The 25,270-nt window shown below is 53.1% G+C and carries 24 protein-coding genes and 1 other RNA gene; 14 read left to right on the top strand and 11 right to left on the bottom strand.

What is annotated here, in order from left to right; genetic code table 11:
- Window positions 1-6 precede the first annotated feature (6 nt).
- From DW350_RS13785 to DW350_RS13775, 3 genes are all read right to left on the bottom strand, one after another.
- Window positions 7-396 carry a tautomerase family protein gene (locus DW350_RS13785; protein ID WP_115719487.1) on the bottom strand — a complete coding sequence of 130 codons (390 nt, stop codon included), beginning with the start codon at window positions 394-396 and terminating at the stop codon, window positions 7-9.
- Between the two features lie 129 nt (window positions 397-525).
- Window positions 526-801, bottom strand: coding sequence for a DUF4031 domain-containing protein (locus DW350_RS13780; RefSeq protein ID WP_115719486.1), 276 nt, complete (start codon window positions 799-801; stop codon window positions 526-528).
- An 85-nt stretch (window positions 802-886) separates the two neighbouring features.
- The gene (locus tag DW350_RS13775; RefSeq protein ID WP_115719485.1) at window positions 887-2,095 is read right to left on the bottom strand and encodes a MalY/PatB family protein; all 1,209 of its coding nucleotides are present in this window, start codon (window positions 2,093-2,095) and stop codon (window positions 887-889) included.
- A gap of 217 nt (window positions 2,096-2,312) precedes the next feature.
- Here DW350_RS13775 and DW350_RS19875 point away from each other — a divergent pair, with 217 nt between their 5' ends.
- From DW350_RS19875 to DW350_RS13750, 6 genes are read left to right on the top strand one after another with little or no spacing between them, the layout of a single operon-like run.
- The gene (locus DW350_RS19875) at window positions 2,313-2,426 is read left to right on the top strand and encodes a potassium-transporting ATPase subunit F (protein ID WP_419178343.1); all 114 of its coding nucleotides are present in this window, start codon (window positions 2,313-2,315) and stop codon (window positions 2,424-2,426) included.
- 8 nt (window positions 2,427-2,434) lie between these two features.
- Complete coding sequence (gene kdpA, locus DW350_RS13770) at window positions 2,435-4,099, top strand: potassium-transporting ATPase subunit KdpA (RefSeq protein WP_115719484.1); 1,665 nt, start codon at window positions 2,435-2,437, stop codon at window positions 4,097-4,099.
- Window positions 4,099-6,102, top strand: a complete 2,004-nt coding sequence (gene kdpB, locus DW350_RS13765) for a potassium-transporting ATPase subunit KdpB (protein ID WP_115719483.1) — start codon at window positions 4,099-4,101, stop codon at window positions 6,100-6,102. The genes kdpA and kdpB overlap by 1 nt, the downstream gene beginning before the upstream one ends.
- Window positions 6,103-6,111: 9 nt before the next feature.
- Complete coding sequence (locus tag DW350_RS13760) at window positions 6,112-6,630, top strand: potassium-transporting ATPase subunit C (protein WP_226911325.1); 519 nt, start codon at window positions 6,112-6,114, stop codon at window positions 6,628-6,630.
- On the top strand, window positions 6,620-9,214 hold the full coding sequence (locus DW350_RS13755; RefSeq protein WP_115719482.1) for a DUF4118 domain-containing protein: 2,595 nt from the start codon (window positions 6,620-6,622) through the stop codon (window positions 9,212-9,214). The genes DW350_RS13760 and DW350_RS13755 overlap by 11 nt, the downstream gene beginning before the upstream one ends.
- Window positions 9,211-9,894, top strand: coding sequence for a response regulator (locus tag DW350_RS13750; RefSeq protein WP_115719481.1), 684 nt, complete (start codon window positions 9,211-9,213; stop codon window positions 9,892-9,894). Before DW350_RS13755 ends, DW350_RS13750 begins: the two co-directional genes overlap by 4 nt.
- A gap of 37 nt (window positions 9,895-9,931) precedes the next feature.
- Here DW350_RS13750 and DW350_RS13745 read toward each other — a convergent pair whose 3' ends face one another.
- The 3 genes from DW350_RS13745 to ssrA all read right to left on the bottom strand — a co-directional run bounded on the left by DW350_RS13745 (window position 9,932) and on the right by ssrA (window position 12,092).
- Entirely contained in the window at window positions 9,932-10,429 is a 498-nt protein-coding gene (locus DW350_RS13745) for a hypothetical protein (RefSeq protein WP_115719480.1), read from the bottom strand.
- Between the two features lie 129 nt (window positions 10,430-10,558).
- Entirely contained in the window at window positions 10,559-11,137 is a 579-nt protein-coding gene (locus DW350_RS13740; protein ID WP_115719479.1) for a TetR/AcrR family transcriptional regulator, read from the bottom strand.
- A gap of 594 nt (window positions 11,138-11,731) precedes the next feature.
- Window positions 11,732-12,092: a transfer-messenger RNA gene (gene ssrA, locus DW350_RS13735) on the bottom strand.
- Window positions 12,093-12,225: 133 nt separating this feature from the next.
- Between ssrA and DW350_RS13730 the strand changes: the two genes are divergently transcribed.
- Window positions 12,226-12,666 (top strand): c-type cytochrome, encoded by a 441-nt coding sequence (locus tag DW350_RS13730; RefSeq protein ID WP_115719478.1) that lies wholly within the window; start codon window positions 12,226-12,228, stop codon window positions 12,664-12,666.
- A 204-nt stretch (window positions 12,667-12,870) separates the two neighbouring features.
- Window positions 12,871-14,073 carry a zinc metallochaperone GTPase ZigA gene (gene zigA, locus DW350_RS13725; protein WP_115719477.1) on the top strand — a complete coding sequence of 401 codons (1,203 nt, stop codon included), beginning with the start codon at window positions 12,871-12,873 and terminating at the stop codon, window positions 14,071-14,073.
- A gap of 29 nt (window positions 14,074-14,102) precedes the next feature.
- On the opposite strand, the gene DW350_RS13720 is transcribed toward zigA, so the two are convergent.
- The gene (locus DW350_RS13720) at window positions 14,103-14,378 is read right to left on the bottom strand and encodes an Rdx family protein (RefSeq protein ID WP_115719476.1); all 276 of its coding nucleotides are present in this window, start codon (window positions 14,376-14,378) and stop codon (window positions 14,103-14,105) included.
- 145 nt (window positions 14,379-14,523) lie between these two features.
- Between DW350_RS13720 and DW350_RS13715 the strand changes: the two genes are divergently transcribed.
- Complete coding sequence (locus tag DW350_RS13715; RefSeq protein ID WP_115719475.1) at window positions 14,524-14,682, top strand: YqaE/Pmp3 family membrane protein; 159 nt, start codon at window positions 14,524-14,526, stop codon at window positions 14,680-14,682.
- Between the two features lie 40 nt (window positions 14,683-14,722).
- Here DW350_RS13715 and DW350_RS13710 read toward each other — a convergent pair whose 3' ends face one another.
- Together DW350_RS13710 and DW350_RS13705 are read right to left on the bottom strand one after the other, a co-directional pair.
- The gene (locus DW350_RS13710; RefSeq protein WP_115719474.1) at window positions 14,723-15,757 is read right to left on the bottom strand and encodes an alpha/beta hydrolase; all 1,035 of its coding nucleotides are present in this window, start codon (window positions 15,755-15,757) and stop codon (window positions 14,723-14,725) included.
- A gap of 180 nt (window positions 15,758-15,937) precedes the next feature.
- Window positions 15,938-18,604, bottom strand: coding sequence for a cation-translocating P-type ATPase (locus DW350_RS13705; protein WP_115719473.1), 2,667 nt, complete (start codon window positions 18,602-18,604; stop codon window positions 15,938-15,940).
- A gap of 218 nt (window positions 18,605-18,822) precedes the next feature.
- Between DW350_RS13705 and DW350_RS19535 the strand changes: the two genes are divergently transcribed.
- Both DW350_RS19535 and DW350_RS13700 read left to right on the top strand, forming a co-directional pair.
- Window positions 18,823-18,984 carry a hypothetical protein gene (locus tag DW350_RS19535; protein ID WP_192954684.1) on the top strand — a complete coding sequence of 54 codons (162 nt, stop codon included), beginning with the start codon at window positions 18,823-18,825 and terminating at the stop codon, window positions 18,982-18,984.
- Window positions 18,985-19,104: 120 nt separating this feature from the next.
- Window positions 19,105-19,371 carry an Lpp/OprI family alanine-zipper lipoprotein gene (locus DW350_RS13700; RefSeq protein ID WP_115719472.1) on the top strand — a complete coding sequence of 89 codons (267 nt, stop codon included), beginning with the start codon at window positions 19,105-19,107 and terminating at the stop codon, window positions 19,369-19,371.
- Between the two features lie 14 nt (window positions 19,372-19,385).
- On the opposite strand, the gene DW350_RS13695 is transcribed toward DW350_RS13700, so the two are convergent.
- Window positions 19,386-20,309 (bottom strand): L,D-transpeptidase family protein, encoded by a 924-nt coding sequence (locus DW350_RS13695; protein WP_115719471.1) that lies wholly within the window; start codon window positions 20,307-20,309, stop codon window positions 19,386-19,388.
- A 275-nt stretch (window positions 20,310-20,584) separates the two neighbouring features.
- Here DW350_RS13695 and DW350_RS13690 point away from each other — a divergent pair, with 275 nt between their 5' ends.
- From DW350_RS13690 to DW350_RS13680, 3 genes are all read left to right on the top strand, one after another.
- Window positions 20,585-22,510 (top strand): methyl-accepting chemotaxis protein, encoded by a 1,926-nt coding sequence (locus DW350_RS13690; protein ID WP_115719470.1) that lies wholly within the window; start codon window positions 20,585-20,587, stop codon window positions 22,508-22,510.
- Window positions 22,511-22,639: 129 nt separating this feature from the next.
- Complete coding sequence (locus tag DW350_RS13685) at window positions 22,640-23,488, top strand: mechanosensitive ion channel family protein (protein WP_226911324.1); 849 nt, start codon at window positions 22,640-22,642, stop codon at window positions 23,486-23,488.
- Window positions 23,488-24,456, top strand: coding sequence for a calcium/sodium antiporter (locus DW350_RS13680; RefSeq protein WP_115719469.1), 969 nt, complete (start codon window positions 23,488-23,490; stop codon window positions 24,454-24,456). Before DW350_RS13685 ends, DW350_RS13680 begins: the two co-directional genes overlap by 1 nt.
- A gap of 24 nt (window positions 24,457-24,480) precedes the next feature.
- Here the strand turns inward: DW350_RS13680 and DW350_RS13675 are convergent, their stop codons facing one another.
- A complete protein-coding gene (locus DW350_RS13675; protein WP_115719468.1) occupies window positions 24,481-25,098 on the bottom strand; it encodes a LysE family translocator in 618 nt (205 codons plus the stop codon).
- Between the last annotated feature and the right edge of the window lie 172 nt (window positions 25,099-25,270).

The raw sequence follows: 25,270 nt of genomic DNA, 5'->3' as shown, positions 1-25,270 counted from the left end.
CAAACCTTAGAGGTCGCCGGTTAAAAACTCAGCTTTGCCGCGGCCAAAAGACCAGTCGGCGTCGGTGTTTTCCACCACCGACACCATTAAATCGTCAGGGCTGATGCTGCATTCAGCATGCAGCCGCTCGGCCAGTAGCCGGTAAAAAGTGGTCTTTTGTTGTTGGGTGCGCGGCCTTGACACCATGGTCAGCAGCACCACGTTGTTAGACCTTTCATAACCCAGGCCAGTGTCTTGCATAATCAGCTCGCCGGGGCGGTGCTGGGTTACGGTTTGGTAGCGATCACGCGCTGGCACCTTAAAAGCATCCAGCATGGCTTGGTGGGCAGTATCGAGCAGTTTTTTGACTTCTTGTTCGCTACGGCCTTCGATAAGGTCAAATTTCAGCAACGGCATAATGGCGTGTCCCTAAGAGATTGCAGTAAAACATCAGTGTCAGTGTACCGATAAAAACAGCGGCGGGATCAACCCCAACGGCCAACTGCTGATTGTCTGTACAAGAGAAGCCTTGCCGGTTCACTTACGTTAGCTGTAGATGGCGGTGGCCGCTTTTTTACGTTGCCAGATGATGCGGCCTGCTTCTTTTAAGGTGATTTCTACCGCCCCCAGTTGCACCGCCAGGGCGCGTTTTTCTTCATTAAGATCGTAATGACTTTTATGGGTGCCAGGGTGTTGGTGCCAGCGGCGCTGCATGCCAATTTTATCGGCCATGGCATGCAATTCTGCCTCAGAGTCGGCCAGCATGTGGCACATCAGCATGCCGTGGAAGGGAGCCTTCATATTGTCTACGTAAACCGCCAACGAACACTCCTTCGGTTTTGCAAGAGTGCTTACCCTAGCAAATTCTTGATGGGATTGAACCTCTGTTGGCGGCCGTAGGCTGCTATCAATAGCGCGACTGTACCGCCGCAATAATGCGGTTTGCCGCTTCTGTTACCAAGGTGCGTGGGCAGCCAAGGTTTACGCGCATATAGCCATGGCCCTCGGCCCCAAATTTTTGGCCAGAGTCTAGCCATACCCTCGCTTGAGTAAGCATAAATTGCTGCAGGTCATCGGCGTCTAAACCCAGGCCGCGACAATCCATCCAGGCCAAATACAGGGCGTCGGCAGGCAAGACCTTAACGCCGATGTTGGCCCCATTAATGGTATTGGCGAAGTGCTGGTGGTTAGCGCGTAAATAACCCAGTAATGCGTCTAACCAGGGCTCGCCATGGCGATAAGCGGCTTCGGCTGCCACCATGCCGAGGGTGTTAACAAAAGGCGCCATGTTACGCTCGAACTGGCGCGCCAGCGCCCCGCGTAGCTGCGGGTTAGCAATAAACAGGTTAGCGTTTTGCAGGCCGGGCAAATTAAAGGTTTTACTGGGTGCGGTGCAGGTAATGCTGATTTGGGCAAAACGTGGGTCAACCGCGGCAAAGGGGCGGTGTTTTTTAGCCGGGTTAATAATGAGATCTTGGTGAATTTCATCGCTTACCACCAGCACATTGTGGCGCAGGCAAATTTCGCCCATCGCCATGAGATCTTCTTCAGACCAGACATTACCGGTGGGGTTATGGGGGTTACTGAGGATAAAAAGCCGGGTGTTGTCTTTTATGGCCGCTTCAAAGCGCTCGGCGTCAAAGCGGTAACCCGTCTCGGTGCGCGTTAATGGCGCATAGGTGAGTTGGCGGCCGTTTAGCAATACATCGCCATGAAAATGCCCATACACCGGCGGCTGAATAAGCACCGTATCGCCAGGGGCGCTAAAGGCCTGCACCGACGCTTTAAGCGCTGTAATAATGCCGGGGGAGGGCAGCAGCCATTTTTTGTCGACCTGCCAGCCAAAACGTTTTGCCTGCCAGTCGGTTACGGCCTGCTGATAGCTGGCACTGGCCCCGGCAGGGTAACCAAAAACCCCATATTCCACCGCCTCATGCAGGGCATCAATCACCGGTTGCGGCGCCCGAAAATCCATATCAGCCACCCACATAGGCAAAGGGTCTGCGGCCTGGGCGGCTGGTGATAACAGCGCTTTTGCCCATTTCACCGAATGGCTATTGCTGCGGTCAATCAGGGTGTCAAAGCGGGGGTCGGTTAAGGCAATGGTGTCAGGCATGAGGCAGTCCGGTTTTTCTAAAAACAGCTTCCTGTTGTAACAACTCCTGGCCGTTATCGAAATGGCTAAGGGTCACTAAATAAAGATGTTCTTTATTTTTTTACTGTTCGCAATGTGGTCTTAGGCTGGTTCTTTAGATTCGTAATGGCGAGATATTTTACGGTTTCTTTACGGTCACCGGCGGCACCTTTATGGCATTTTGACGCCGCTCCTTTCTATGCTCCCCATCCTTGTTTATTCAGGATTATTCATAATGAACTGGCTTTATCTTCTGGTGGTGGTTGGCCTGCTTTGCTACCTGGGTTTTGCCCTGGTGAAACCGGAGCAATAGGGGGCTATATGTGGCAACAATGGGTTTATCCCCTGATATTTATCGTGCTGGTACTGCTGCCAGCTCCTTGGCTGGGGCGCTATTTGCATTGGTTTTTGGAAAAGCCTAATGCTAAAGGCGAGCTGTGGTTACTGAAGGTATGCGGAACCAACGGTGCTGGCCAAGATTGGCGGCGCTATCTTGGCAGTTTGCTGCTTTTTAATTTACTGGGTGTGGTATTGCTAGCCGCAGTATTGATGCTGCAAGGCTGCCTGCCTTTTAACCCCGAACACAAGCTAGGGTTGTCCTGGCCGCTGGCCATTAACACCGCTGTCAGTTTTGTCACCAACACCAATTGGCAGGCTTACTCGGGAGAAGCACAGCTGTCTTATTTCAGCCAGATGTTTGGGCTGACAGTACAAAACTTTGCTTCTGCTGCCACCGGCATCGCCGTGGCGGCAGCGCTTTTTCGCGGCTTAAGTCGCCAGCAAAGCCAAGACTTGGGGAATTTCTGGCAGGATTTGCTGCGCGTTATCGGCTACCTGTTGTTGCCGTTGTCTTTGGTATTTGCCCTGGTGCTGGTCTGGCAAGGGGTGCCACAAACTTTTAGTGCTTATCCGGTGGCCCACACTCTGGATGGCGGCAAGCAAATTCTGGCGGTAGGTCCTGCCGCGTCGCAAATTGCCATTAAGCAGCTGGGCACCAATGGTGGTGGTTTTTTTGGTGTCAATTCTGCCTATCCCTTTGAAAATCCTACAGCGCTCAGCAACTGGCTGGAGATGGTAGCCATATTGTTGTTGCCTGCCGCTATGGTATTTGCCTTTGGCCGTTACATTAAAAATGCCGGCCATAGCCGGGCCCTGCTGTCTGCCATGCTGATTTTACTGGTGGTGGGGCTGGCGGTCGCTGTCTGGCAAGCCTGTTTACCCGACCCGGCGCTGATGCATGCCTCGGCCGTTGGTCATTGGGAAGGTAAAGAAAGCCGCTTTGGTCCGGTGCTTTCGGCAATATGGGAAGTGGCGACCAGCGCTGCGTCTAATGGCTCTGTTAATGCGATGCACGACAGTTTCGCACCGTTAGCTATCTTGGTGGCGCTGGTTAATATGCTGCTCGGTGAAGTGATCTTTGGTGGTGTCGGCGCAGGCATTTATGGCTTGTTGTTGTTTGTGCTGCTCACGGTGTTTTTGTGCGGCTTAATGGTCGGCAAAACCCCCACTTATCTTGGTAAACGCCTGGGTATCCTCGAAATGAAATGGGTAGTGGCCAGTATGCTGGTGATGCCGGTAGGGGTGTTGGTGCTTGGGGGCCTGACGTTACTTTTACCTGATGCCCAAGCAGTGCTGGGCGCCAATGGCCCCCATGGCCTGACACGTCTTTTATATGCCTATGCCTCCGGCACCGGCAACAATGGCTCGGCCCTTGCCGGTTTTAATGCCGCCAATAACGGGCAATGTATCGCCATCGCCTTGGCTATGTTGCTTGGCCGGTACGGCATCATAGTCCCTGTGTTAGCGGTAGCGGGCAGCCTTGGTTCGGCCAGCAAAGTCGAAGTAACGGACGGTGATTTCCCGGTCACCGGCGTGCTCTTTGTCAGCCTGCTGGTGATCACCATTTTGATCATCGGGGGCTTAGCGTTTTTACCTGCCTTGGCCCTTGGCCCCATCGCCGAACAACTGACTCTGGGAGCATTCTGATGTTTGATACTGTCTTAGCTGCTCGCGCAGGCGCTGATGCGCTGCGCCGGTTTGACCCAAGGGCGTTGGTTGCTAAACCGATTTTGTTTTGTTTATGGCTAGCTGCGGTGCTGGCCACCCTAGAGTCGTTGCTGGGTGCTAAGGTTTCCGGGGTCGCGCTCCTGCTGGCTTGGCAACTTACCGCCTGGCTTTGGTTAACGTTGTGGTTTGCCAATGTGGCTGAAACCCTGGCCGAAGGCCGGGGTAAAGCCAGAGCCGACAGTCTAAAGGCCGGAATGAGCGACCTTAAAGCCCGTAAGGTCACGAGCCTTGAAGATGAGCAAGGCCAGTGGGTAGGGGCCAACAGCCTGCATAAAGACGACATAGTGCTGGTGGCGGCTGGGGAAACTGTTCCTGCGGACGGTGAAGTGGTTAAAGGCATTGCCTCGGTTAACGAGGCGGCCATTACCGGCGAGTCAGCACCGGTTATCCGCGAGTCAGGTACCGACCGTAGCGGTGTAACCGGTAATACCCAAGTGGTCTCTGATCAAATCTGGGTGCGCGTTACTAGCGAACCTGGCCAAAGTACCCTCGATAGAATGATCGCCTTAGTTGAAGGGGCCAAACGCCAGAAAACCCCCAATGAACAGGCGCTCGACACTCTGTTGGTTGGTCTGACATTGATCTTCTTGCTGGTGGTGGCAACCTTGCCCTGGTTCCTTGGTTACAGCCATGCGCTGGTTCCAAGGCTCTATCTTATCGCCCTGTTTATTACCTTAATTCCAACCACCATTGGCGGCTTGCTCTCGGCAATTGGCATTGCCGGTATGGACCGGCTGGTTAAGCTCAACGTGATTGCTAAATCGGGACGCGCAGTGGAAGCAGCAGGTGATGTGCGCACGCTGCTGCTAGATAAAACCGGCACCATTACCTTTGGTAATCGTATGGCCGATACCTTTATCCCTGCTCCAGGGCAAAATATGGCTGGCCTGATGGAGGCTGCAATGTTGGCATCTTTGGGTGACAGTACCCCAGAGGGCAAATCCATTCTTACCCTTGCTGCCAAAAGCCAACATCAGGCGCAGCTTGCTGACGGTGATCAGGTGGTTCCTTTTACTGCTGAGACTCGGCTAAGTGGCCTTGACCGGGCAGAAAATCACTATCGTAAGGGGGCGGTGGATGCGGTATTGGCGCAGCTTAAGTTAACCAAGGTTCCAGCGCCGTTGGATGAGGCCGTGGACAACATTGCCCGCCAAGGGGGAACACCGCTACTGGTCTGTTGCAATCAACAGCTGCTTGGCGCCATTTATCTTAAAGACATCATCAAACCCGGAATTCGTGCCCGTTTTAAAGCTCTGCGTGAGCTTGGGATCCGTACCGTGATGATCACCGGTGATAACCCGCTTACCGCGGCGGCCATTGCGGCGGAAGCCGGGGTTGATGACTTTGTTGCCCAGGCCACACCAGAGAAAAAATTAGCCTACATTCGCCAAGAACAGCAGCAGGGACGCCTGGTAGCGATGTGTGGCGATGGTGCCAATGACGCCCCGGCGTTGGCTCAGGCAGATGTAGGGTTAGCCATGAATGAAGGTACCCAGGCTGCCAAGGAGGCCGGAAACTTGGTGGATCTGGATTCCAATCCCACCAAGTTATTGGATGTGGTGCGGGTCGGTAAGCAATTACTTGTTACCCGAGGCGCCCTGACTACCTTCTCTATTGCCAACGATGTGGCCAAATACTTTGCCATCCTCCCGGCACTGTTTGTGGCGGCTTATCCGCAGCTGGGCGTGTTAAACCTGATGCATTTAGGCAGCCCGCAAAGCGCGATCTTGTCGGCCATTATTTTTAACGCTTTGGTGATCGTCGCCCTGGTACCACTGGCGTTAAAAGGGGTTAGCCTTAGCGGTAATACCGCTTCGTTGCTTAGGCGTAATCTCCTCATTTATGGCCTGGGTGGGCTAGTCGTGCCCTTTGTCGCCATTAAGCTTATTGACCTTGTCATCAACGGCCTTGGCTTGGTGTAGGGAGTCTTTATGATGATTGCTATTCGTTCACTACTGCTGTTATCCGTGTTGCTTGGTTTGGGTTATCCAATGCTGGTCACTGGCCTTGCCAAACTGTTGTTCCCATTTCAGGCTGCGGGCAGCTTGATATACAACAGTCAGGGTGAACTGCTTGGCTCAAGCCTGATTGGCCAAGCCTTTGACAACGTAGGTTATTTTCACGGCAGGCCATCGGCCAACCATAACAACGGTGCCAGCTCCGCTGCGACTAATTTGCCACTTGATAGTCAGGCGCGCCGCGACTTTGCAGCGAACCTGCCGTACCGGCATCCGGCGCTGCTTAGCCGCAGTGGTTCAGGAGTGGACCCTGACTTACCCCTAGCCGCCGTTATCGAGCAGATACCGGTGGTTGCCAAGGCCAGAGGAATGAACCCTCGGCAACTAAAAACAGTCGTTATGACGTTCGCACACGGTGGTATTCTTGGCCCCAAAGTCGTTAACGTCTTTGCCTTGAATAGGGCCCTTGATAAGGATCGCCATGCGCGATGATGTCCGCGCTGATGCGCTGCTGGCAGAACTGCAACAAGAGTCACCACGCGGCAAGTTGAAAATCTTTTTAGGTGCCGCGCCCGGGGTTGGTAAAACTTATGCCATGCTCCAGGCCGTCAAGCCCTTGCAACAGCAAGGGCTTGACGTGCTGATAGGGGTAGTGGAAACCCATGGCCGCCAGGAAACGGGGCAACTGCTCGATAACCTCGACATTATGCCGCGAAAGTCTCAACTGCACCGTGGCCAGCGTCTCGAAGAAATGGACCTTGATGCCATCTTAGCCCGCCGCCCGCAGCTGGCAGTGGTGGACGAGTTGGCACATTCCAATGCACCGGGCTGTCGCCACCAAAAGCGTTATCAGGACGTAGAAGAGCTACTGGCCGCCGGTATTGATGTTTACAGCACCCTTAATGTGCAGCATTTGGAAAGCCTGAACGATTTGGTATGGCAGCTGACTGGGGTCAGGGTCAAAGAAACCCTGCCTGACCAAATGCTGCTTAATGCCGATAGTCTGGTGCTGATTGATTTACCCCCTTTGGAGCTGTTGGCTCGCCTTAATGAAGGCAAAGTCTATGTGCCGGCTCAGGCCAGGGTTGCCTTGCAGGCCTTTTTTTCCCTCGCCAATCTCACTGCCCTGCGGGAATTGGCCATGCAGGCCGCTGCCAGTCACGTAGAAGGGCATATGCAATTGCAGTGGCTGGCACAAGGTAAGGAAGTGGTACCGCTAAGAGGCAAGTTGATGGTTTGCATTGGCCGTGGCAGCCAAGGGCTTAGTTTGATCCGCCATGGCCACCGTATTGCCCTGCGCCGCCAGCTGCCTTGGCTGGTGCTGCACGTGGATAAAAGTGGCAAGGCCGACGCCAGCTTGGCAAAGGCGTTGGCACTGGCTTCGCAGCTTGGTGCCAAGGTGCTTACCTTATCCAGCCCCAATGTTGGCGCCGCGATTCTTGATACCGCCCAGAGCCAGCACGTGTCGCAGCTGCTGGTGGGTAAACCAAGCAAACCCTGGTGGCGCCGTTCCCTGGTGCGTTATTTGATGAGCCAGGCATTGTCATTAGAATTGACCTTGGTAGACGTTAAGGCCAGCGACCAGCCCTCCAACGAGTTGGCTAAGCCCCGCCCCGCCATCTGGCAGATAGGGCTTAGTGCCCTTTGCATGGTGGCCGTTACCATACTGGCTTTAGCCTTAAAGCCTTGGTTACCGGCTAGTGCCATGCCACTTTTCTATGTACTTGGGGTGCTAGCCACTGCGCTTTCCACCGGCGTGGTCCCCGCCATGCTGGCGGCACTGCTGGGCTTTTTATCATTCAATTTCTTTTTTACCGCGCCTTATTACACCCTGTTGGTGGCAAACGATAGCGACCTATTAACGCTGCTGGTGCTGCTAGTGGTTGGGTTGGCGGCGGGACGGCTTGCCGCCAAGCAGCGTCAACAGTTGGTGGGGCTTCGCGAGTCACATCGTATCGGTGCTGCCCTACTGGGGTTAAGCCAATCGTTGGCCTCGGCACATAGCAGTGAAGAAGTGCTGCAGCTGGGGGCCCAAGCCATAGCCGACGCCCTGGCGAGCTCTGCAGTGGCGGTAGATAAGCTTGAAGTTTGCCACGCAGGGCCTTCGCAAATTTTTACGGCCACCGATAGGGCGGCACTGCATTGGTGTTTGTCACATCAGCAATTGGCTGGGCGCTTTACCCAGACGCTGAATGCCGCCCAAGTGCAGTTTCATCCGTTAAGTGACAGCCTCGCCTTGGCTATTGGCCTTAGCGAGCCATTAACCAGTAACGCTGATCGGCAACTGCAAGCCATGCTGGCCGATCTGCGGGCGGCACTGGCGCGGGTGGAATTGGATCTTCGCCTTCAGCAAAGTGAATTTCAGGCGGAAACCGATAGGATGCGGGCGGCATTGCTGTCTTCGGTGTCGCACGACTTAAAAACACCTCTGGCCAGCATCATGGGGGCTAGCACCACCTTGCTGGACTATTACGACAAGCTGGATGAAGGCGAGCGCCGTGAATTGCAGTTTTCGATTTTGCAAGAATCCCAGCGCCTGCACGGGTACATTCAAAGCCTGTTGGATATGACACGCCTTGGCCAGCCGGATTTTCAGCTTAAACGTCAATGGGTGGCGCTTGAGCAACTGCTGACCCGAGCTTCCAAGCGGCTGGCCGCTGCGCTGAGTCAGCATCCGTTGATACTTAACTTGGGGCTGCCAACGCCGCAACTTTATGTGCATGAAGCCTTGATGGAACAAGTGTTGGTGAACGTGTTGGATAACGCTGCGCGCTATTCGCCGGTGCACAGTCCCATCGAAGTCAGGGCCGTGCTGGCCGAACCTGATCTGTTGATCGATGTACTCGACAAAGGGGCTGGTATCAAAGATGAAGACCGCACTCGCATCTTTGACCTTTTCTACACTCAGCCGGTAGGTGACAGCGGTAGCCGTGGCACCGGCTTGGGGCTGGCTATTTCCAGGGCCATGATTGAGGCCCACGGAGGCAAGATCTGGGCCTTCCCAGGGTCCAACCAAATCGGTACCTGTATTCGCATTGCCTTACCCCTTGCCCTGAACGCGCCGGAGCCACAATGACCCAAATTCTGGTAGTCGATGACGAAATGGCGATCCGCCGATTTTTGCGTCTAAGCCTTAAGGCAGAAGGCTATGAGGTGGTGGAAGCTGACACTGTTAATAGCGCCTTGGCCGCTTGCCAACGTTTGCAGCCTGACTTGGTGGTGTTAGACCTGGGCTTACCCGATGGTGATGGTAGCCAGGTACTCAGCGCTATTCGCCAGCAACATAGCTGGCCGGTTTTGGTGTTGTCGGTAAGAGAATCGGAGCAGGAAAAAGTGCGCCTACTTGATGCCGGTGCCAATGACTACATGACCAAACCCTTTGGTATTCAGGAGTTTATGGCAAGAATTAGGGTGCTGCTTCGCCAGCAACCCGGTTCCACCCAAGCCGGCGTGCTACGCATTGATAAATGTGCGCTGCGGCTGGATACCCAAAGCCACCAGCTGTGGCTGGCAGACCAGCAAGTGAATCTGTCAAAGAAGGAATTTGCACTGCTGGCCATGCTGCTGCGTCACGCGGGCCAAGTGTTGATCCAAAGCCAGTTACTAACCGAGATCTGGGGCCCAACCCATAAAGAAGACAGTCATTATCTGCGAATTGTGGTGGCCAACCTTCGCAAAAAGTTGGCTGACGATCCGCTTAATCCCAAGCTTATTGAAACGTTGCCGGGCATTGGTTATCGCTTTATTGGTGGTTAAGACACTGGCCAAGGCTGGCCAGTGCCGAAGGATACCGTTAAGCCGTTGCGCGGTTGTTGGCGTAAAGTGCCCAGCACTGCGCGGCAAAGCCGACAACAAAGAGTGCCAGCCAACCCAGAATAACGTGCAGCACCAAGGGCGACATCGGCGCACTGGCCAAAGGGTGCGCTACCGGCAGCCGGGTAAGGGTTTCATTGGTGCCCGGCACCAGCGATAAAAAGAAGCTAAAGGACAGGGCAAAGGTATAGATGTAGGGCCTTAGCCGCCCTAAAAAGGCCAGCTTGGTGGCAAAGATGCCGCCAAAAACGATGGCCAGAATAATTAAGCCAAAGATATGCCCGGCATTAATTCCGCCGGTGCTGGATACCCCGAAGGATGTTACCACCGCCAACACCAGGCTGAATAAATAGGTTTTACCGGCACTGTTGCTGGTGTCGATTTTTCGGTAACGAATAAAGCTGTAAATGCCGGCCACCAAGGGCACCAGGCTAACCAGGGTATGGGCGATGCCTATTGGCGATAGGGAATGGACCATGGAATACCTCTTTAGATAAAAAGTGACGTTCAGCCCCTTACAAGGTGCCGGGTGAATAATTAAACCTACTAGTTGGTAGGTTGCATGGTTCAAAAAAAGGGCGTCAACAACGCCCAGCTTTTTTCGGTTTTACGCCGCCACTAACTTTGTGAGCAGTAGCGCGGTTATATCGTTAAATTGCTCCGGCTTACCGGTGGCACGGGCAGCCAGCATGGCGCCATGTACCGCTGCCATAAACGCCTGTGCTTCAATCGCCGCGCTAGCGCTAAGGCGTAGCTGCCCGGCCTGTTGCCCCTTATCCAGTAGCGCCGCTAGCCAGGCTGAAAGGTCTGCAAAGTGGCCATTAATTTCACCCGCTATTTGGTCGGGAATGGCAGGCAGCTCGCTGGCCAGCATGGCACAAAGGCAAAAAGAGGGGCTTTGGTCTGCAATGCAATTGGCCCAGTAACCCACATAGGCTTGCAGCGCCGCCAACGGTTCCAGCGCGTCAAGGGTGGCCATACCGGCCCGCGCTTCTTGGCGGTACTGGGCCACCACTTTTTGCACCAACTGCACCTTGCTGGGGAAGTGGTGATGAATGCTGGCCTTGCTTATTTTTACCTGTGCTGAAATATCGGCATAACTAAAGCCGTTATAGCCCCGTTGCTCCAGTAAGGAGCGGGCGAGGGCGGCAATCTCTGCCGCTTTAGGTGAAAGCGCTGTGTTCATAACCGCCTCAAAACCTGCAGGCTTACCAAGCTATCTCGGCAGACCTTATAATTCTGCAATGAAAATGAATCTACTAGTAGGTAGGTTGAGTGTCAATAATCGACAACAAAAAACAATCAGTATGTTTGAGGTGAGTAAGGGGCGAGCTGGCTGTCTTGCCTTTGGCCAAGCTGATACGCCAGCGTGCTGTATTGTGGCGAGGAGTTTAAGGTTATGTGTGAGGAATACGGTTTTAAGGGACTGAGGTTCGATGCTGATTTGATGAATGTGTTCTGATTCGGCGCGTTCTTGCGCCTCACCCGCTCGCTACGCTCGGGGCAAGCCTGCGGCTGTTCCAGTTTGTTCCGGACAAACTGGTGACCCCCTACGGGGGCGTAAATTCCCCTGCCAAGCGACAGCCGATAAGGGCCTTCTCGCGGAGGCCAAGCCGGGGGGATTTCACTCGCACCATCCCTGGTGCTTGCCCTTCGGGCAGCACTACGTGCTGTGCCAATCGGCGGTCCTGCCGATTGGTGAACCCAATGGGGTCCATTCACACCACCAGCACCTTCAAACAAAGAAAAAGGCCACCTTGCGGTGGCCTTTTTCTTTGTTTGGTGGAGCCGGGGGGATTTGAACCCCCGTCCGTGAACCCTACATCCTCGGTACTACATGCTTAGTCAGTTCTTTTAGTTAACTACGTAGAACGCCGAACGACAGGCTTTCAGGTAGCGAGCCTGATTGGTTTTAACGTCTTGGCTCCAGGCAAAGCCGCCACGCGATCCTGTCTTGGGTGACCTTCCTGATCCAAAGCCGACAGGCGGGCTAAGGGGGAAGGGCTCTCTACTGCTTATTAGGCAGCGAGTGCGTAGTTTTCGTCGTTTGCGACTATTAGTTTGCGGTTTTTTTACGAGGCCAACCGCACCTCGGCATGCACCTTGGGTTTCGCGATCCCCGTCGAATCCTGATCGGCCCCAAGTAGTGAACGCGAAGTGTAACATCGCCAGAGCGACTACTCCAAGCGAGCAATGCACTGTTCGTGGTTTGTTTGCTCAACTAAAGTACGGTTAGGCGAGAAGTTAATCAGTTATTTACGCAGGGAGATAAAAATGTACAAGTGGATTTTCACGGCGCTGCTGGTGGTTGCACCCTTGGCACAAGCCTTTGACGACAAAGACGATGCCATTCATTACCGGCAGTCTGTTTTTACCCTGGTGGCGGCTCATTTTCATGAAATGGGTGCCATGGTGAAGGGGGATGAACCTTTTGATGCAAAAGCCTTTCAGTACCGCGCTGAAAGTTTGGCTGCACTATCAAAGATGCCGCTGGAAGGCTTTTTATATCCTGGCTCTGACAAAGGGGATACCAAAGCCAAAGAGACGGTTTGGCAAAAAACTGACGAGTTTAAAGCCAAGCTTGCGCATTTTCAGGGTGATGCCGCCAAGCTGGAAGAAGCCGCAAAAACGGGTGACATGGCGGTGATAAAACCGGCCTTTATGGCAACGGCAAAAAACTGCAAAGCCTGCCACTCGGAATTTAAAAATCGCTAATGCCCAAAGAGATTTAAAAGAGCCGCCATCAGGCGGCTTTTTCTATAGCTAACGCTTTAAAATTTAGGCTTTTTCTACCTGGGTATTGGATATCAAGGTTGTTCTAGTGCCATGAATGGTGGCGCATTTATTGCGGTGGGCATGGTTTTTATTATGATTGTTATGTTATAACGTGCGCAATTTCCTCTAGCTGTAGAGATGATCATGACTACTGCCCATAAACGTTTGCCGGTCACAGTGCTGTCCGGCTTTTTAGGTGCCGGTAAAACCACGGTGCTTAACCATATTTTGAATAACCGCCACGGCTTAAAGGTGGCGGTTATTGTCAATGACATGAGCGAAGTGAACATTGACGCGGCCCTGGTTAACCAGGAGGTTACCCTTAACCGCAGCGAAGAAAAGCTGGTGGAGATGAGCAACGGCTGTATCTGTTGCACGCTTCGCGAAGATTTACTGATTGAAGTAACGCGCTTGGCCAAAGAAGGCCGCTTTGATTACCTGGTTATTGAGTCCACCGGTATTTCCGAGCCACTGCCGGTGGCTGAAACCTTTACCTTTGCTGATGAAGACGGCGTTAGTCTGTCTGACGTGGCGCAGCTCGACACCATGGTAACGGTGGTGGATGCGGTTAACTTTTTAGACGAATTCCAAAAAGGCCGCAGCCTGAAAGAAGCGGGTGAAAGCCTAGGTGAAGAAGACGAACGTAATGTGGCCGACCTACTTACCGATCAGGTGGAATTTTGCGATGTCATTCTTATCAGCAAAACCGACTTGGTTACTAGCAGCCAGCTTGAAGCGCTTAAAGGGGTACTAAAAGGCCTTAATACCCAAGCGAAAATAGTGCCGATCAGTAAAGGCAATGTCGACATTAAAGAGGTGTTGGGCACCGGGCTCTTTAGTTTTGAACAGGCTGCCCAAGCGCCAGGTTGGTTAAAAGAGCTGCGCGGTGAGCACATTCCCGAAACCGAGGAATATGGCATTAGCAGCTTTGTCTATCGGGCGCGCCGGCCTTTCTATCCAGAGCGCTTTTTTAATTTCCTGCACAACAGCGACTTTGCTGGCCGCCTTATTCGTTCTAAAGGTTACTTCTGGCTGGCTACCCGGCCGCAATTTGCTGGCCAATGGAGCCAAGCGGGCGGTGTGGCCCAATACGGTTTTGCTGGCATGTTCTGGAAGGCGGTACCAAAAGATAACTGGCCTACCGATGAAGACTCGCTGGCCTTTATCCATGAGAACTGGCAAGAGCCGTTTGGCGATATGCGCCAAGAGCTGGTGTTTATTGGCCAGAATCTCGATGAAAGCGCCATTCGTATGGCGCTGGATGAATGTTTGCTAGACGATGACACTTTACTGGCAGGCAAAGATGCCTGGCAGCAATTGCCTGACCCGTTCCCGGCTTGGCGATAATAAAAAAGGCCGCCTTGTGGCGGCCTTTTTTACTGGTCAATGTGACCCAAGTTACGCTCAGGGTCGATAAGGTCGCGTACCTTTTTCTTTAAGGTTTTCACATCAGGGAAGCCGCCGTCACGCTTGCGTTCCCAAATCAGCTCGCCGTTGCAATGAATTTCAAAGCGGCCACCGGTATCGGGGTGCAAGGTTAAGCTTGCTATTTCTTCGCTAAAGGTGTGCAGCAGTTCTTGCGCCATCCAACTAGAGCGCAGCATCCAGTTGCATTGGCGGCAGTAATAAATGGCGATGGTGGCTTTGTTCATGTGGGGCTCAAGGCACTTATAGATAGGGCCATGGTAAGCGTTTGCGGCTGGTTGCGGTAGTTAAGGCTGAACAAGATACGGATTTGTCTAGAGTGGCTACCAGAGTCTTTGTCACACTGATGTTACATTTTGACAAGGAGCGCTGATGGATATCATTCGTTTGATCTTCTCGATTATTCTGCCACCGCTTGGGGTGTTTTTGCAGGTGGGTATTGGCCTGCAATTTTGGATAAACATTATTTTGACCTGCTGTGGCTATTTACCCGGGATCATTCATGCGGTGTGGATCATCGCTCGCCGTTAACAAAAAAAGCCCCGCACTGCGGGGCTTTTGCTTGCTCGTTTTATTGCAAGTGCTCTTTAAGGGCGGTGCCGGCTTGGTCAAGCGCCGCCTCTACTTCTGGCACCTTAGCCAGTGCATTTAACAGACCAAAGTCATGAATAAGGCCGTTATAGCGCACTGAGGTAACGGTAACACCAGCGGCATTGAGTTTACGGCCATAGGCTTCACCCTCGTCACGCAACACATCGTTTTCAGCGGTTTGGATCAGTGCTGGCGGCAGGCCTTTTAATTCTTTAAGGCTGGCGCGTAGCGGTGAAGCGTAAATTTGCGCCCGTTGCTGCGGATCTTGGGTGTAAGCATCCCAGAACCATTTCATCATCGGGCGGGTTAAGAAGTAGCCCTCGGCAAATTCTTTATAAGAGCCGGTGTTGAAGTTGGCATCAGTTACCGGCCACATCAGCAGTTGGAAGCGGATATTGGGGGTGCCTTTGTCTTTGGCCATCAGGCTAACCACCGCGGCCATGTTTCCGCCAACGCTGTTGCCGGCCACCGCCAGGTGTGAACCGTCTACACCAATTTCTTTACCATGCTCAGCAACCCATTTAGTGGCGTCGTAGGCTTGGTTAATGGCAACAGGGTAATGCGCTTCAGGAGAGCGGCTGAAGTCAACATAGACAGCGGCGTCGCCGGAGCGGTTAACCAAGTCGCGAATTAAACGTTCGTGGGTTGGGTAGTCACCTAAGATCCAGCCACCACCGTGGAAGAACATAAAGACCGGCAAGTCACCGGTGCTGCCTTTGGGGCGCACAATCACCAGTTTAATGTCTTTACCGTTGGTATGAATCACTTTGGTGGTGACATCGGCGGGGGGAAGTTGTACCCCTTGTTGGGCATTGCTTAGCACGGCGCGGGCGGCGGTGGGGCTGAGCTCTTGCATGGGTTTACCACCACCGGCATTGAGCACTTTTAAGAATGAGGCCACATGGCGCTCAAGGTGCGGGTTGTTTTCTGGGCTTGTGGCTGTGGGGTTAGCAAAGGCACTGTTGATGGTGAGAGCCAAGGCTGAGGTGGCGAGTACTTTGGTTGCAGCTTTCATGATCATATCCTTAAGTGAGTGTGAATTTGTTCTCGGGATTTAAATTATCGCAATTATATTTATTGCGATAACAATATGAGTCGATAATGGCTATCGGTTTTTCACTTGAAGGACGGCAAGGCTTCACTCAGTTGGGGCTAAGCCCGATGTGACAGGGTGCTATAGCGAAAATAGGTTGCACTAGGGCCTTTGGTAACGCTTTTTATCCAAGGCCACCACGGCGCTAATGAAAAAGCCGCAGCCAACAATCGCCAACCAGTCGAGGGCGGTGATGGCCGTGCTGGCGAACAGAAGCTGCATGAGCGGCAGATAGGTATAAAGCAGCTGCGCCAGCAGCATGAGCGCGGCGCCAACCAGTAACGGTTTATTAGAGAAAAACCCTACCGACCACACCGAGCCATGCAGATTGCGGCAGTTAAAAAGATAAAAAAACTCACCAAAGACAAACACATTGACCGCTACCGTGTGGGCATGGCTAATGTCGCCAGAGCGGGCCAGACTCCACTGGAATAACACAAAGGCAGACAGCACCAATAAGCCACCTACCAGCAGTACCCTCAGCGTTAAAGCGCGGGTCAAAATGGGCATTTGTGGCGGGTTGGGCGGCCTTTGCATCAGGCCGGGTTCTTTGCCTTCAAAAGCCAGCATTAGCCCCAAGAGCACGGCGGTGGTCATGTTTATCCAAAGAATTTGCACCGGCAATATCGGCAGTTCGGTGCCGAGCAAAATGGCAAACAGAATAACCAGACCCTCACCAATATTGGTGGGTAAGGTCCAGGTAATAAATTTGATGAGGTTGTCGTAAATACCGCGGCCTTCCTCGACCGCCGCTTCAATGCTGGCAAAGTTATCGTCGGTGAGGATCATGTCCGCGGACTCTTTGGCCACTTCGGTGCCGCCTTGGCCCATAGCAATACCAATGTTGGCTTGTTTTAGGGCGGGGGCGTCGTTAACGCCGTCACCGGTCATGGCCACCACATGCCCTAATTGCTGCAAGGCTTTTACCAGCCGCAGTTTTTGCTCAGGGGCAACGCGGGCAAATACCACCTGCTGACTAACCCGCTGCTGCAGTGCCTTTTCATCCAGTAAGGCAAGTTCGGCGCCAGTAATGGCTTGCTGCTCGGCGTTGGTAAGCCCTAACTGAAGGGCAATGGCTTGGGCGGTAATAGCGTGGTCGCCGGTGATCATTTTGACGCTGATCCCGGCTTGCTGGCAGCGGGCAACCGCCGCAATAGCTTCTTGGCGGGGCGGGTCTATCATGCTTTGCAAGCCGATAAAATCGAGGCTTGCAACATCTTGGTGGTTGATGCTGCGCTGGTTTTCGGGAAGCTGGCGCCAGGCAAAAGCCAGTACCCGTTCGCCCCGTGTGGCCAAGGTGTTCACTTGCTTTTCAATCTCGGCGCCTTGGCTAAGGTTAATGCACCTGGCCAACACCGCTTCCGCCGAACCTTTAACCAGTAAAACCGGCGGCTGCTCAGGCCTCTTGTGTAAGGTTGCCATGTATTGATATTGCGATTCAAAAGGCAGGGTGTCGGTGCGTGGCCAATGACTTTGTTCTATTTCCTGTTTCAGCCCGGCTTTACCGGCAGCGGTGATCAGCGCCACCTCGGTTGGGTCGCCTTCGGCAAGCCAGGTGTTATCGGCATGCACTAGGCGGCTGTCATTACACAGCTGGCCGCAGCGCAGTAAGGTCAGTACCTCTTGACTGATTTCGCCGGTGGAATCATTGGTGTTTAAAATTTCCCCGGTTGGCGCATAGCCGTCATGGGTTACCTGCCAGCAATTGCCATCGGCCAGGTACAGGCTGCGTACCGTCATCTGGTTACAGGTTAGGGTGCCGGTTTTATCGGAACAAATCACCGTGGTGCCGCCTAAGGTTTCAACGGCCGGCAGTTTGCGCACTATGGCCCGGCGTTTTGCCATGCGGGCCACCCCAATGGCCAGGGTAATGGTTAAGGCTGCTGGCAAGCCTTCAGGAATGGCGCCAACGGCTAAAGCAACCGCTGCCATAAAGGTGTCGAGCAAGCTTTGGCCTCTGGCAAGGCCCACCAGGATGGAAGCTAAGGCGAGGCCAAGAATGGCCCATAACAGCAATCGGCTAAAGGCGCTTATTTTTTGGGTTAGGGGCGTTTCAAGCAGGTCGGCTGAGGCAATGAGGGTGTTGATGCGGCCAACCTCGGTGTTGTCACCGGTATTAACAACGATGCCGATGCCGGTGCCGAAGGTCACCAAGGTGGAAGAGTAGGCGAGGTTATGGCGGTCAGCGAGCGGGGTATTGGCTGGCAAGGTGGCGACCTTTTTAGTCACCGCTAGCGACTCGCCGGTAAGGGCTGACTCGTCAATGGCCAAGTCTCTGCTGCAAAGTAGCCTAAGGTCGGCCGGGACTTTGTCACCCGATTGCAACCTTACAATGTCGCCAGGTACCAATGATTGGGCATCCACGGTGCGCCACAGGCTGTCTCTTAATACGGTGGCATCGGTATTCATGGCCAGCGCCAGCGACTCAATGGCTTGTAGGGCGCGGTATTCTTGGACAAAGCCCACCACCGCGTTCATTACCACCACCCCAAAGATAACGCCGCTGTCGACATACTCTTGCAAGAACAGGGTGATGATGGCGGCTGCCAGCAAAATCAACACCAACGGCTGGTTAAGTTGTTCCCAAATGAGTGCCGTTAGGCTGCGAGAGGCTTTGCTGGTTAAACGGTTGCAACCGTATTGTTGCTGGCGAAGCTGAACGGCGCCAGGGCTTAGGCCGCTATCGGTGCTGCTTTCCAGCTGGGCGATGGTTTGCTCTGAAGATTGGCTATGCCAAGGCGCAGTAGCGGCGTTATTGGTGTCTGTCATTGGCCGCCTCCATGGCGATAAAACGTCAGGTCCAGTGCGTTAAAACTAGCGCAAGTAACAGCTTGCCCCGAAGCTTTTGCCAATGATGTTGTTCCAGATCACTGTTGGCGGAATTTTATTAATAAAGAATTACTTAATGAATACTAGTATGGGGACTGTGGCGCAGTTTGCTGGCATGGACTAAAGCTTTAAGACCATTCGGAAGGGGGAGTCTTGGTATGAAAAAACGGCGCAATGAACCGAGTCAAAAGGCGGCTAACAGCCGTGAAACCGTACCGCCCATCAAGGAAAAGCGCTTCGAGGAAGAGTTGCCGGACTTCTCGCAAGAGCTGCGTGATTTTTGCCCATCAAGGGACAGAGATTATGGACCTTCTTCCTGATAATTTTCATTCATTTATGTAACCTGAAGCAGAATCCGATTTTTATGCCACACTGAAGCAAGCCCATCTAGAATCCGGCGTAAGAGTTTGTCACTACTAATGAAAAAGGAAGGAGTGGATATGAAACGTACATTGACTTTGGCTGCGCTGGTCGTGGCATCTTCTGCACTTTTCGGCTGCTCTAGCAATGCTAGCAGCGAGCAAGCAGATATGCTGTCGAACAAGATGGATCAACTGAGCTCTAAAGTTGACCAAATTGCATCTGACCAAGCATCGCTGAAGCAGGAAGTACAAGACGCCAAGGCAGCAGCAGAGCAGGCCAACATGGAAGCTAAGCGTGCTAACCAACGCATCGACAATATGTCTACACATATTTATAAAAAATAAAAAGAAAAGGCGCCTTATGGCGCCTTTTCTTGTTTAGCGGTCTTTAGATTGTGATATCCCACCATTTCCGGAATACCCGCCTGCATTCTTAACGCCTTTCTTACTTTTTTATCGTAGGTATAGCTTTTACTTAGCAGTGCAAGCTGCTCTGACGATAACTTCAGCGCATTGTCGTCTTTACCGTTGCGGGTAAGGGGGGAGTGCACTTCAATGTAGATGGCGCCGTTAGCCTCTTGGGCGGTTTTTACCGGCTCGTTGATAACCCGCACCGGCGTGTGCAGCTTCACCATGGCAAACAGTTGCTCAACGTTTTGCGGCTCCATACGAATGCAACCGGCACTCACCCGCATACCGATACCGACATCTTCATTGGTGCCATGAATAAGGTACTCACCGTGGCCAAAGCCCAAACGCATGGCAAAAAGCCCTAACGGGTTATTGGGGCCTGCGGCAACAACCGGGGGCAGGGTTTTCCCTTGAGCGGCGTAGCGTTCGCGAGTGCCCTGGGTTGGCGTCCAAGTCGGGTTTTTAATCTTTTGCACCACGCGGGTCGCACCAAGCGGGGTATCCAAGCCAATACGGCCAATACCAACCGGGAATACATAAACTTTCTTAGCGGCATTATCGAAGTAATAAAGCCGCAGTTCTGCCAAGTTCACCACGATGCCTTTATGCGGCACATTGGGTAATAACATGGCGCTAGGCAATTTAATTTTGCTGCCCGGCGGCGGCAGCAGCGGGTCTATTCCTGGGTTACTGGCAATAATATTCAGAGGCCCTAAATCGAAGCGCCGTGCAATTTTCTCAAAGGAATCGCCTTTTTTGACGATATAGAGTTTGGGCACACCTAATAACGAATTACCGGGAGCGGGCATCGGGTAAACGGTGGCAAAGGCGGGAAAGGCACTGAGCAATAGTAGGGTTAACAAAACACGCATGGTGTCTCCAACAACGGATAGCACTGCCGACATATTATCGTTTTTTCCGATACTGATCCTGAACATAGGTGGCCCTGCGTCGAAAAAGTGAGCACATTTGTAACAAAATAAAACTAAATTGCCTTCGCTTGCGTAAGATGCCGAGGCGAAAACCTGGCTTAGCAACGGCCGGGTAGTGCCCGACTCAGTAATGTCAACACGCTGGGCTTCGGGGCTTTGTATGCTTGCTTGTACTAGGACGTTGGCATGCAACTTAATTAGTTGGAGCAGAGGTTATGACAATAGCCCGAAAGTTTACGATTGCAGTATTAGCGTTGTTGGTTGTTTTTGTTATTGCCCTGGGCGTCATTTCGGTGGTGACAACAGAAGACGAAACCTTGACTTACGCTAAGGCCGAAGCAGCCAAGGCCACTGACCAAACTCAGCGCATATTGGGGATCACTAACCAGTTAATGCTGGCCCAGGTCAAAAGCTCAATGGCGGTACTTAAAGACATGGGCGGCGCCATAGGCACCCCGTCTTTGGGCACTGATGTTGATGTAAATGGCCGCCAGGTGCCGCAGCTGATGTTGGGCAGCAGTCCGCAAGCCAATCAATATGACTTGGTTGACGCCCTGACTAAAAAAATGGGCGGCACCGCGACCCTGTTTGTCAAAGCCGGTAATGATTTTGTGCGGGTTTCTACCAATGTTCAGCACAACGGTAAACGCGCTACCGGTACCATTTTGGCCCCTAAAGGCGCGGCCATGGCGGCCATTCAACAAGGCCAAGCCTTCTATGGCCAGGTCGATATTCTTGGCTCCCCTTATCTTACCGGCTATGAACCGATGTTTGATGCCAATCATCAGGTGATAGGGATTTGGTATGTGGGCTACAAAGCCGATATGGCGGTGCTTAAGCAATACATTGAGCAAAGCCATGTTATGGATAAAGGCTTTGTGGCACTTATCGACAACCTTGGGCGGGTACGTTTTCACTCCAATAGCGAATCCGACAGCGAAGTGGATAAAGCCCTTAAAGGCGATGACGGGCGCTGGCTGTTGGCTCGCCAAAAATTTAGCCCCTGGGGTTATGACATTGTGGCGGGTATCGACAGGCAGGAAGTTAGCAGCATTATCTGGCATAAGAGCCTGACACTACTCGTGATGTTGATTGTGGCCGGGCTCATTTTAGTGGCATTGGTGCTGTTCTTATTGCGCCGTTTGGTAACCGCGCCCTTGGCGCAGGTTAACCAGCGCCTTAAAGCCATTACCGATGGTGACGGCGACCTAACACTGCGCCTTAATGCCACTGGCCAAGATGAGCTGGCGGTTATGTCCCGCGGCTTTGACCGTTTACTCGACCAAGTGCATGAAACGGTGCGGGAAGTTAAACGCATGGCCAGCACCTTGGCAGGCTCGGCGCAATCGTTGTCGGGTATTGCCAGTGATACCAATAGCGCCCAGGCTGAGCAGGTGAAAAACACCGATGTGGTAGCCACGGCGATTGAAGAAATGAGCCAAACCATCGCTGATATGGCAAGCCGTATTGATGATGTTGCCAACCTGACCAAAGAAACCGACCAGCGCGGCCAGTCGGGTAGTGGCATGCTGGCAACAACTCAAGATGCCATTGTGAAACAGGCCAACGAGTTGGGTAACGCCAAGGATGTAATTGTTGAGCTTAGCCAAGCAAGTGAAGCTATTGGCAAAGTCTTGGAAGTGATTCAGCACATTGCCGAGCAAACTAACCTACTGGCGCTGAATGCGGCCATTGAGGCGGCGCGTGCTGGCGAGCAGGGCCGCGGCTTTGCGGTGGTGGCCGATGAAGTGCGCTCCCTTGCCAGCCGCACCCATTCTTCCACCGAAGAAATTCACACCATGATTGCGACCTTGCAAAATAACGCCGTGCAGGCAAGTTCGGTTATCGAACTCAGTAGCGCCAGCGCTCAAGATAATGCGGGTGCCGTTGCCGAGTTGTCTGAAACCCTAAAAGCCATTTTGGACGCGGTGTCTAACATTAATCGCTTTAATACCGACATTGCGGCTTCGGCTCACGAGCAGCAAATCGTTGCCGAAGATGTTAACCGTACCTTGTCTGCCCTGGCGCAGGGTTCCAATCAAAACCGGGAACTTTCCGAGAAAACCCTCAGCCACGCCCGAGAGCTGCAAAATCACGCCAGTGGTTTGGAAAAGCTGGTGGGCGGCTATCGCACTCGCTAAGCAAAAGCGGGCCTCGGCCCGCTTTTTTGTTTTCAAGTTTTCCCGATACTTAACTCTCTAATACCGTACTGATTTTTAAGCGTTGTACCTTTATGATCAGGGTTTCGTTGTTATCAAGAGAACGACACCTTGACTGAAAAATTCCATGCCTTCTGGCAAAGCCACGCCGAGCTATTTCTCGACCTTATCTACAAAGGCGTGTTGGTGATTGCCGTTATGATTGCCAGCGTCATTTTAGCGAAACTGGCCAGGCGCTCTGTTAGCCGCGCCCATCAACGGCTCAATAACCGTTTGGATGTCACCTTGGTGCCGCTACTAAGTAGCCTGGCGGCCTGGAGCATTTATGTACTGGCCTTGGTTATCGTGCTCGATATCCTTGGCTTTAATACCTCAAGCCTTATCGCCCTGCTGGGCGCCGCCGGTTTAGCCATTGGCCTGGCCCTTAAAGACACCCTTAGCCATATTGCCGCCGGTATTATGCTGCTGATTTTAAGGCCCTTTAAGGCTGGTGATTACATTGAGTGTGGCAGTTTTGCCGGCTCGGTAAGGGAAGTGGGGCTCTTTAACACCATTTTGGAAACCGCTGACGGCCTTTATGTTTCGGCGCCGAATAGCAGCCTTTGGGGCTCGCCCATCAAAAACTACACCCGTAACGGTAAAAGGCGCATGGATATCCTGGTGGGTATCGATTATGGCGACTCACTGGAAACGGGCTTGGCGGTGCTTACTGCCTTGGCACAACAAGACGAGCGGGTGCTAAAAGAGCCGGGCTTTCAGGTAATGGTGCAAAGCATGGGCGATAGCAGCGTCAACTTGCAGCTTCGAGCCTGGGCCACCATGGAACACTACTGGCCGCTCTATTGGGAGCTTAATCGCCGGGTGAAAGAACAAATTGAGGCAGCAGGCCTCACCATACCGTTCCCGCAACGGGTTCTGACCATGGCACCTGGCCACAGTCTGACAAAGGATAAGGATTAATGCTGTTAGCAATACTGGCCATTTTGGGCGGTTTAGTGGTGCTGGTTTGGAGCGCCGATCGGTTTGTTGATGGGGCCGCTTCTACAGCCCGCTACGCCGGTATGCCACCACTGCTGATTGGTATGGTGGTCGTGGGCTTTGGTACCTCGGCACCGGAAATGGTGGTATCAGCGCTGGCCGCGCTTGATGGTAACCCCGACTTGGCGCTGGGCAATGCCTATGGTTCAAACATCACCAACATCGCCCTCATTCTTGGTTTGGTGGCCATGCTTAGCCCTATTGCCGTGCAGTCGCAGGTACTGAAAAAGGAACTGCCGGTATTGGTGGCGGTTACCTTGCTCAGTGGCGCCTTGTTGCTTGATGGCGAGCTGACGCGCCTGGATGCGGTGATATTACTGGTGGTTTTTGCTTTCTTAATGGGCTGGACCATAGTGCAAGGGCTGCGCCAGCGCGGCGATATTGTCGGCAATGACATTAACCAAGACTTAGACAGTCAGCCCATGAGCTTAAAATGGGCCATTTTTTGGCTGGTGTTTGGTTTAGTGCTGTTGGTACTGAGTTCAAGAGTGCTGGTGTGGGGAGCGGTGAATATTGCCCATCACCTTGGGGTGAGCGATTTGGTGATTGGCCTGACCATCGTTGCTATCGGCACCTCGCTGCCCGAGCTTGCCTCTTCCATTGTGGCGGTGCGCAAGAACGAGCACGACCTTGCCCTTGGCAACGTTATTGGTTCTAACCTCTTTAATACCTTAACGGTGGTGGGTATAGCCGCTGCCATTAAGCCAATGAAGGTTGACCCTGAAGTGTTGCACCGTGACTGGCTGGTGATGATGGTGCTGACTGTGCTGCTACTGGTAATGGGCTATGGCTTTAAGCGCCAGGGCCGCATAAACCGGGTTGAAGGTGCTATTTTGCTGCTGATTTATCTCGGGTATAGCGGTTATTTAGCGACAAGTATCATCCATTAAAAAAGGCGCCTAAGGGCGCCTTTTTTAACTGCGGCTGGCCAAAAAGAGGGCGGCGGCGGCCATCAGGCAAGCGGCGATGCGGTTTAGGCCGCGCATGGCTTTATCCGAGCGAAAAAGCAGCCGCGCCTTGGCGGCAAAACCGGCCACGGTAAAAATGCCCAGCAGTAAGCCGGTTAAGGTTAATGCCACCACCGTTATCACGCCACTGCCATGCAGGGGGGTTAAGTCGATAAAGGTGGGTAAAAAAGCCATATAAAACAGAATGACTTTGGGGTTTGACAGGGAAATGGCCATCCCTTGCAGGAAGCTTTTAAAGCCCTGGCCTGATGCTTGCGCTGCACTTTGGCTCATAGGCACTGGCGCTGCCGTCCACATTTTATAGGCCAACAACAACAGGTAAGCGGCGCCGATAAAGCGAATGGCCATAAACAGCACCGTAAAGTGGGTGGCAATGGCTGCCAGCCCAAAACAGGCAGCCAGCAGGTACAGGATATCGGCGCTCGCCATGCCTAACCCTAACCAAAAGCAAGCTCCAGCGCCGCGGCTAAGGGCGCGGCCCAAGATAGCAAAAACCCCCGGGCCTGGGGTTAAGCAAAACACATAGATAGCCAGTAAAAATGACAAGGCACTATTGATGGTCATGGCAGGGACGTCGCTAAGACTTTGCGGCAGTGTACGTGGCCTTTAGCCAACAAAAAAGCGCCGTAGCGCTTTTTATGGCGAGGTGCAGCAGAGCTTTAGCTGCTATGGCTAACCTTCGGCAAATGCCAACGTTGTACTTTTATAACGCACTGTTGATAGGCAGGGTGGCTCT

The organism is Gallaecimonas mangrovi (genome assembly GCF_003367375.1).
Classification (GTDB): Bacteria; Pseudomonadota; Gammaproteobacteria; order Enterobacterales; family Gallaecimonadaceae; genus Gallaecimonas; species Gallaecimonas mangrovi.
The sequence above is the reverse complement of the archived record's forward strand: the minus strand, read 5'-3'. Positions and strand labels throughout refer to the sequence as shown.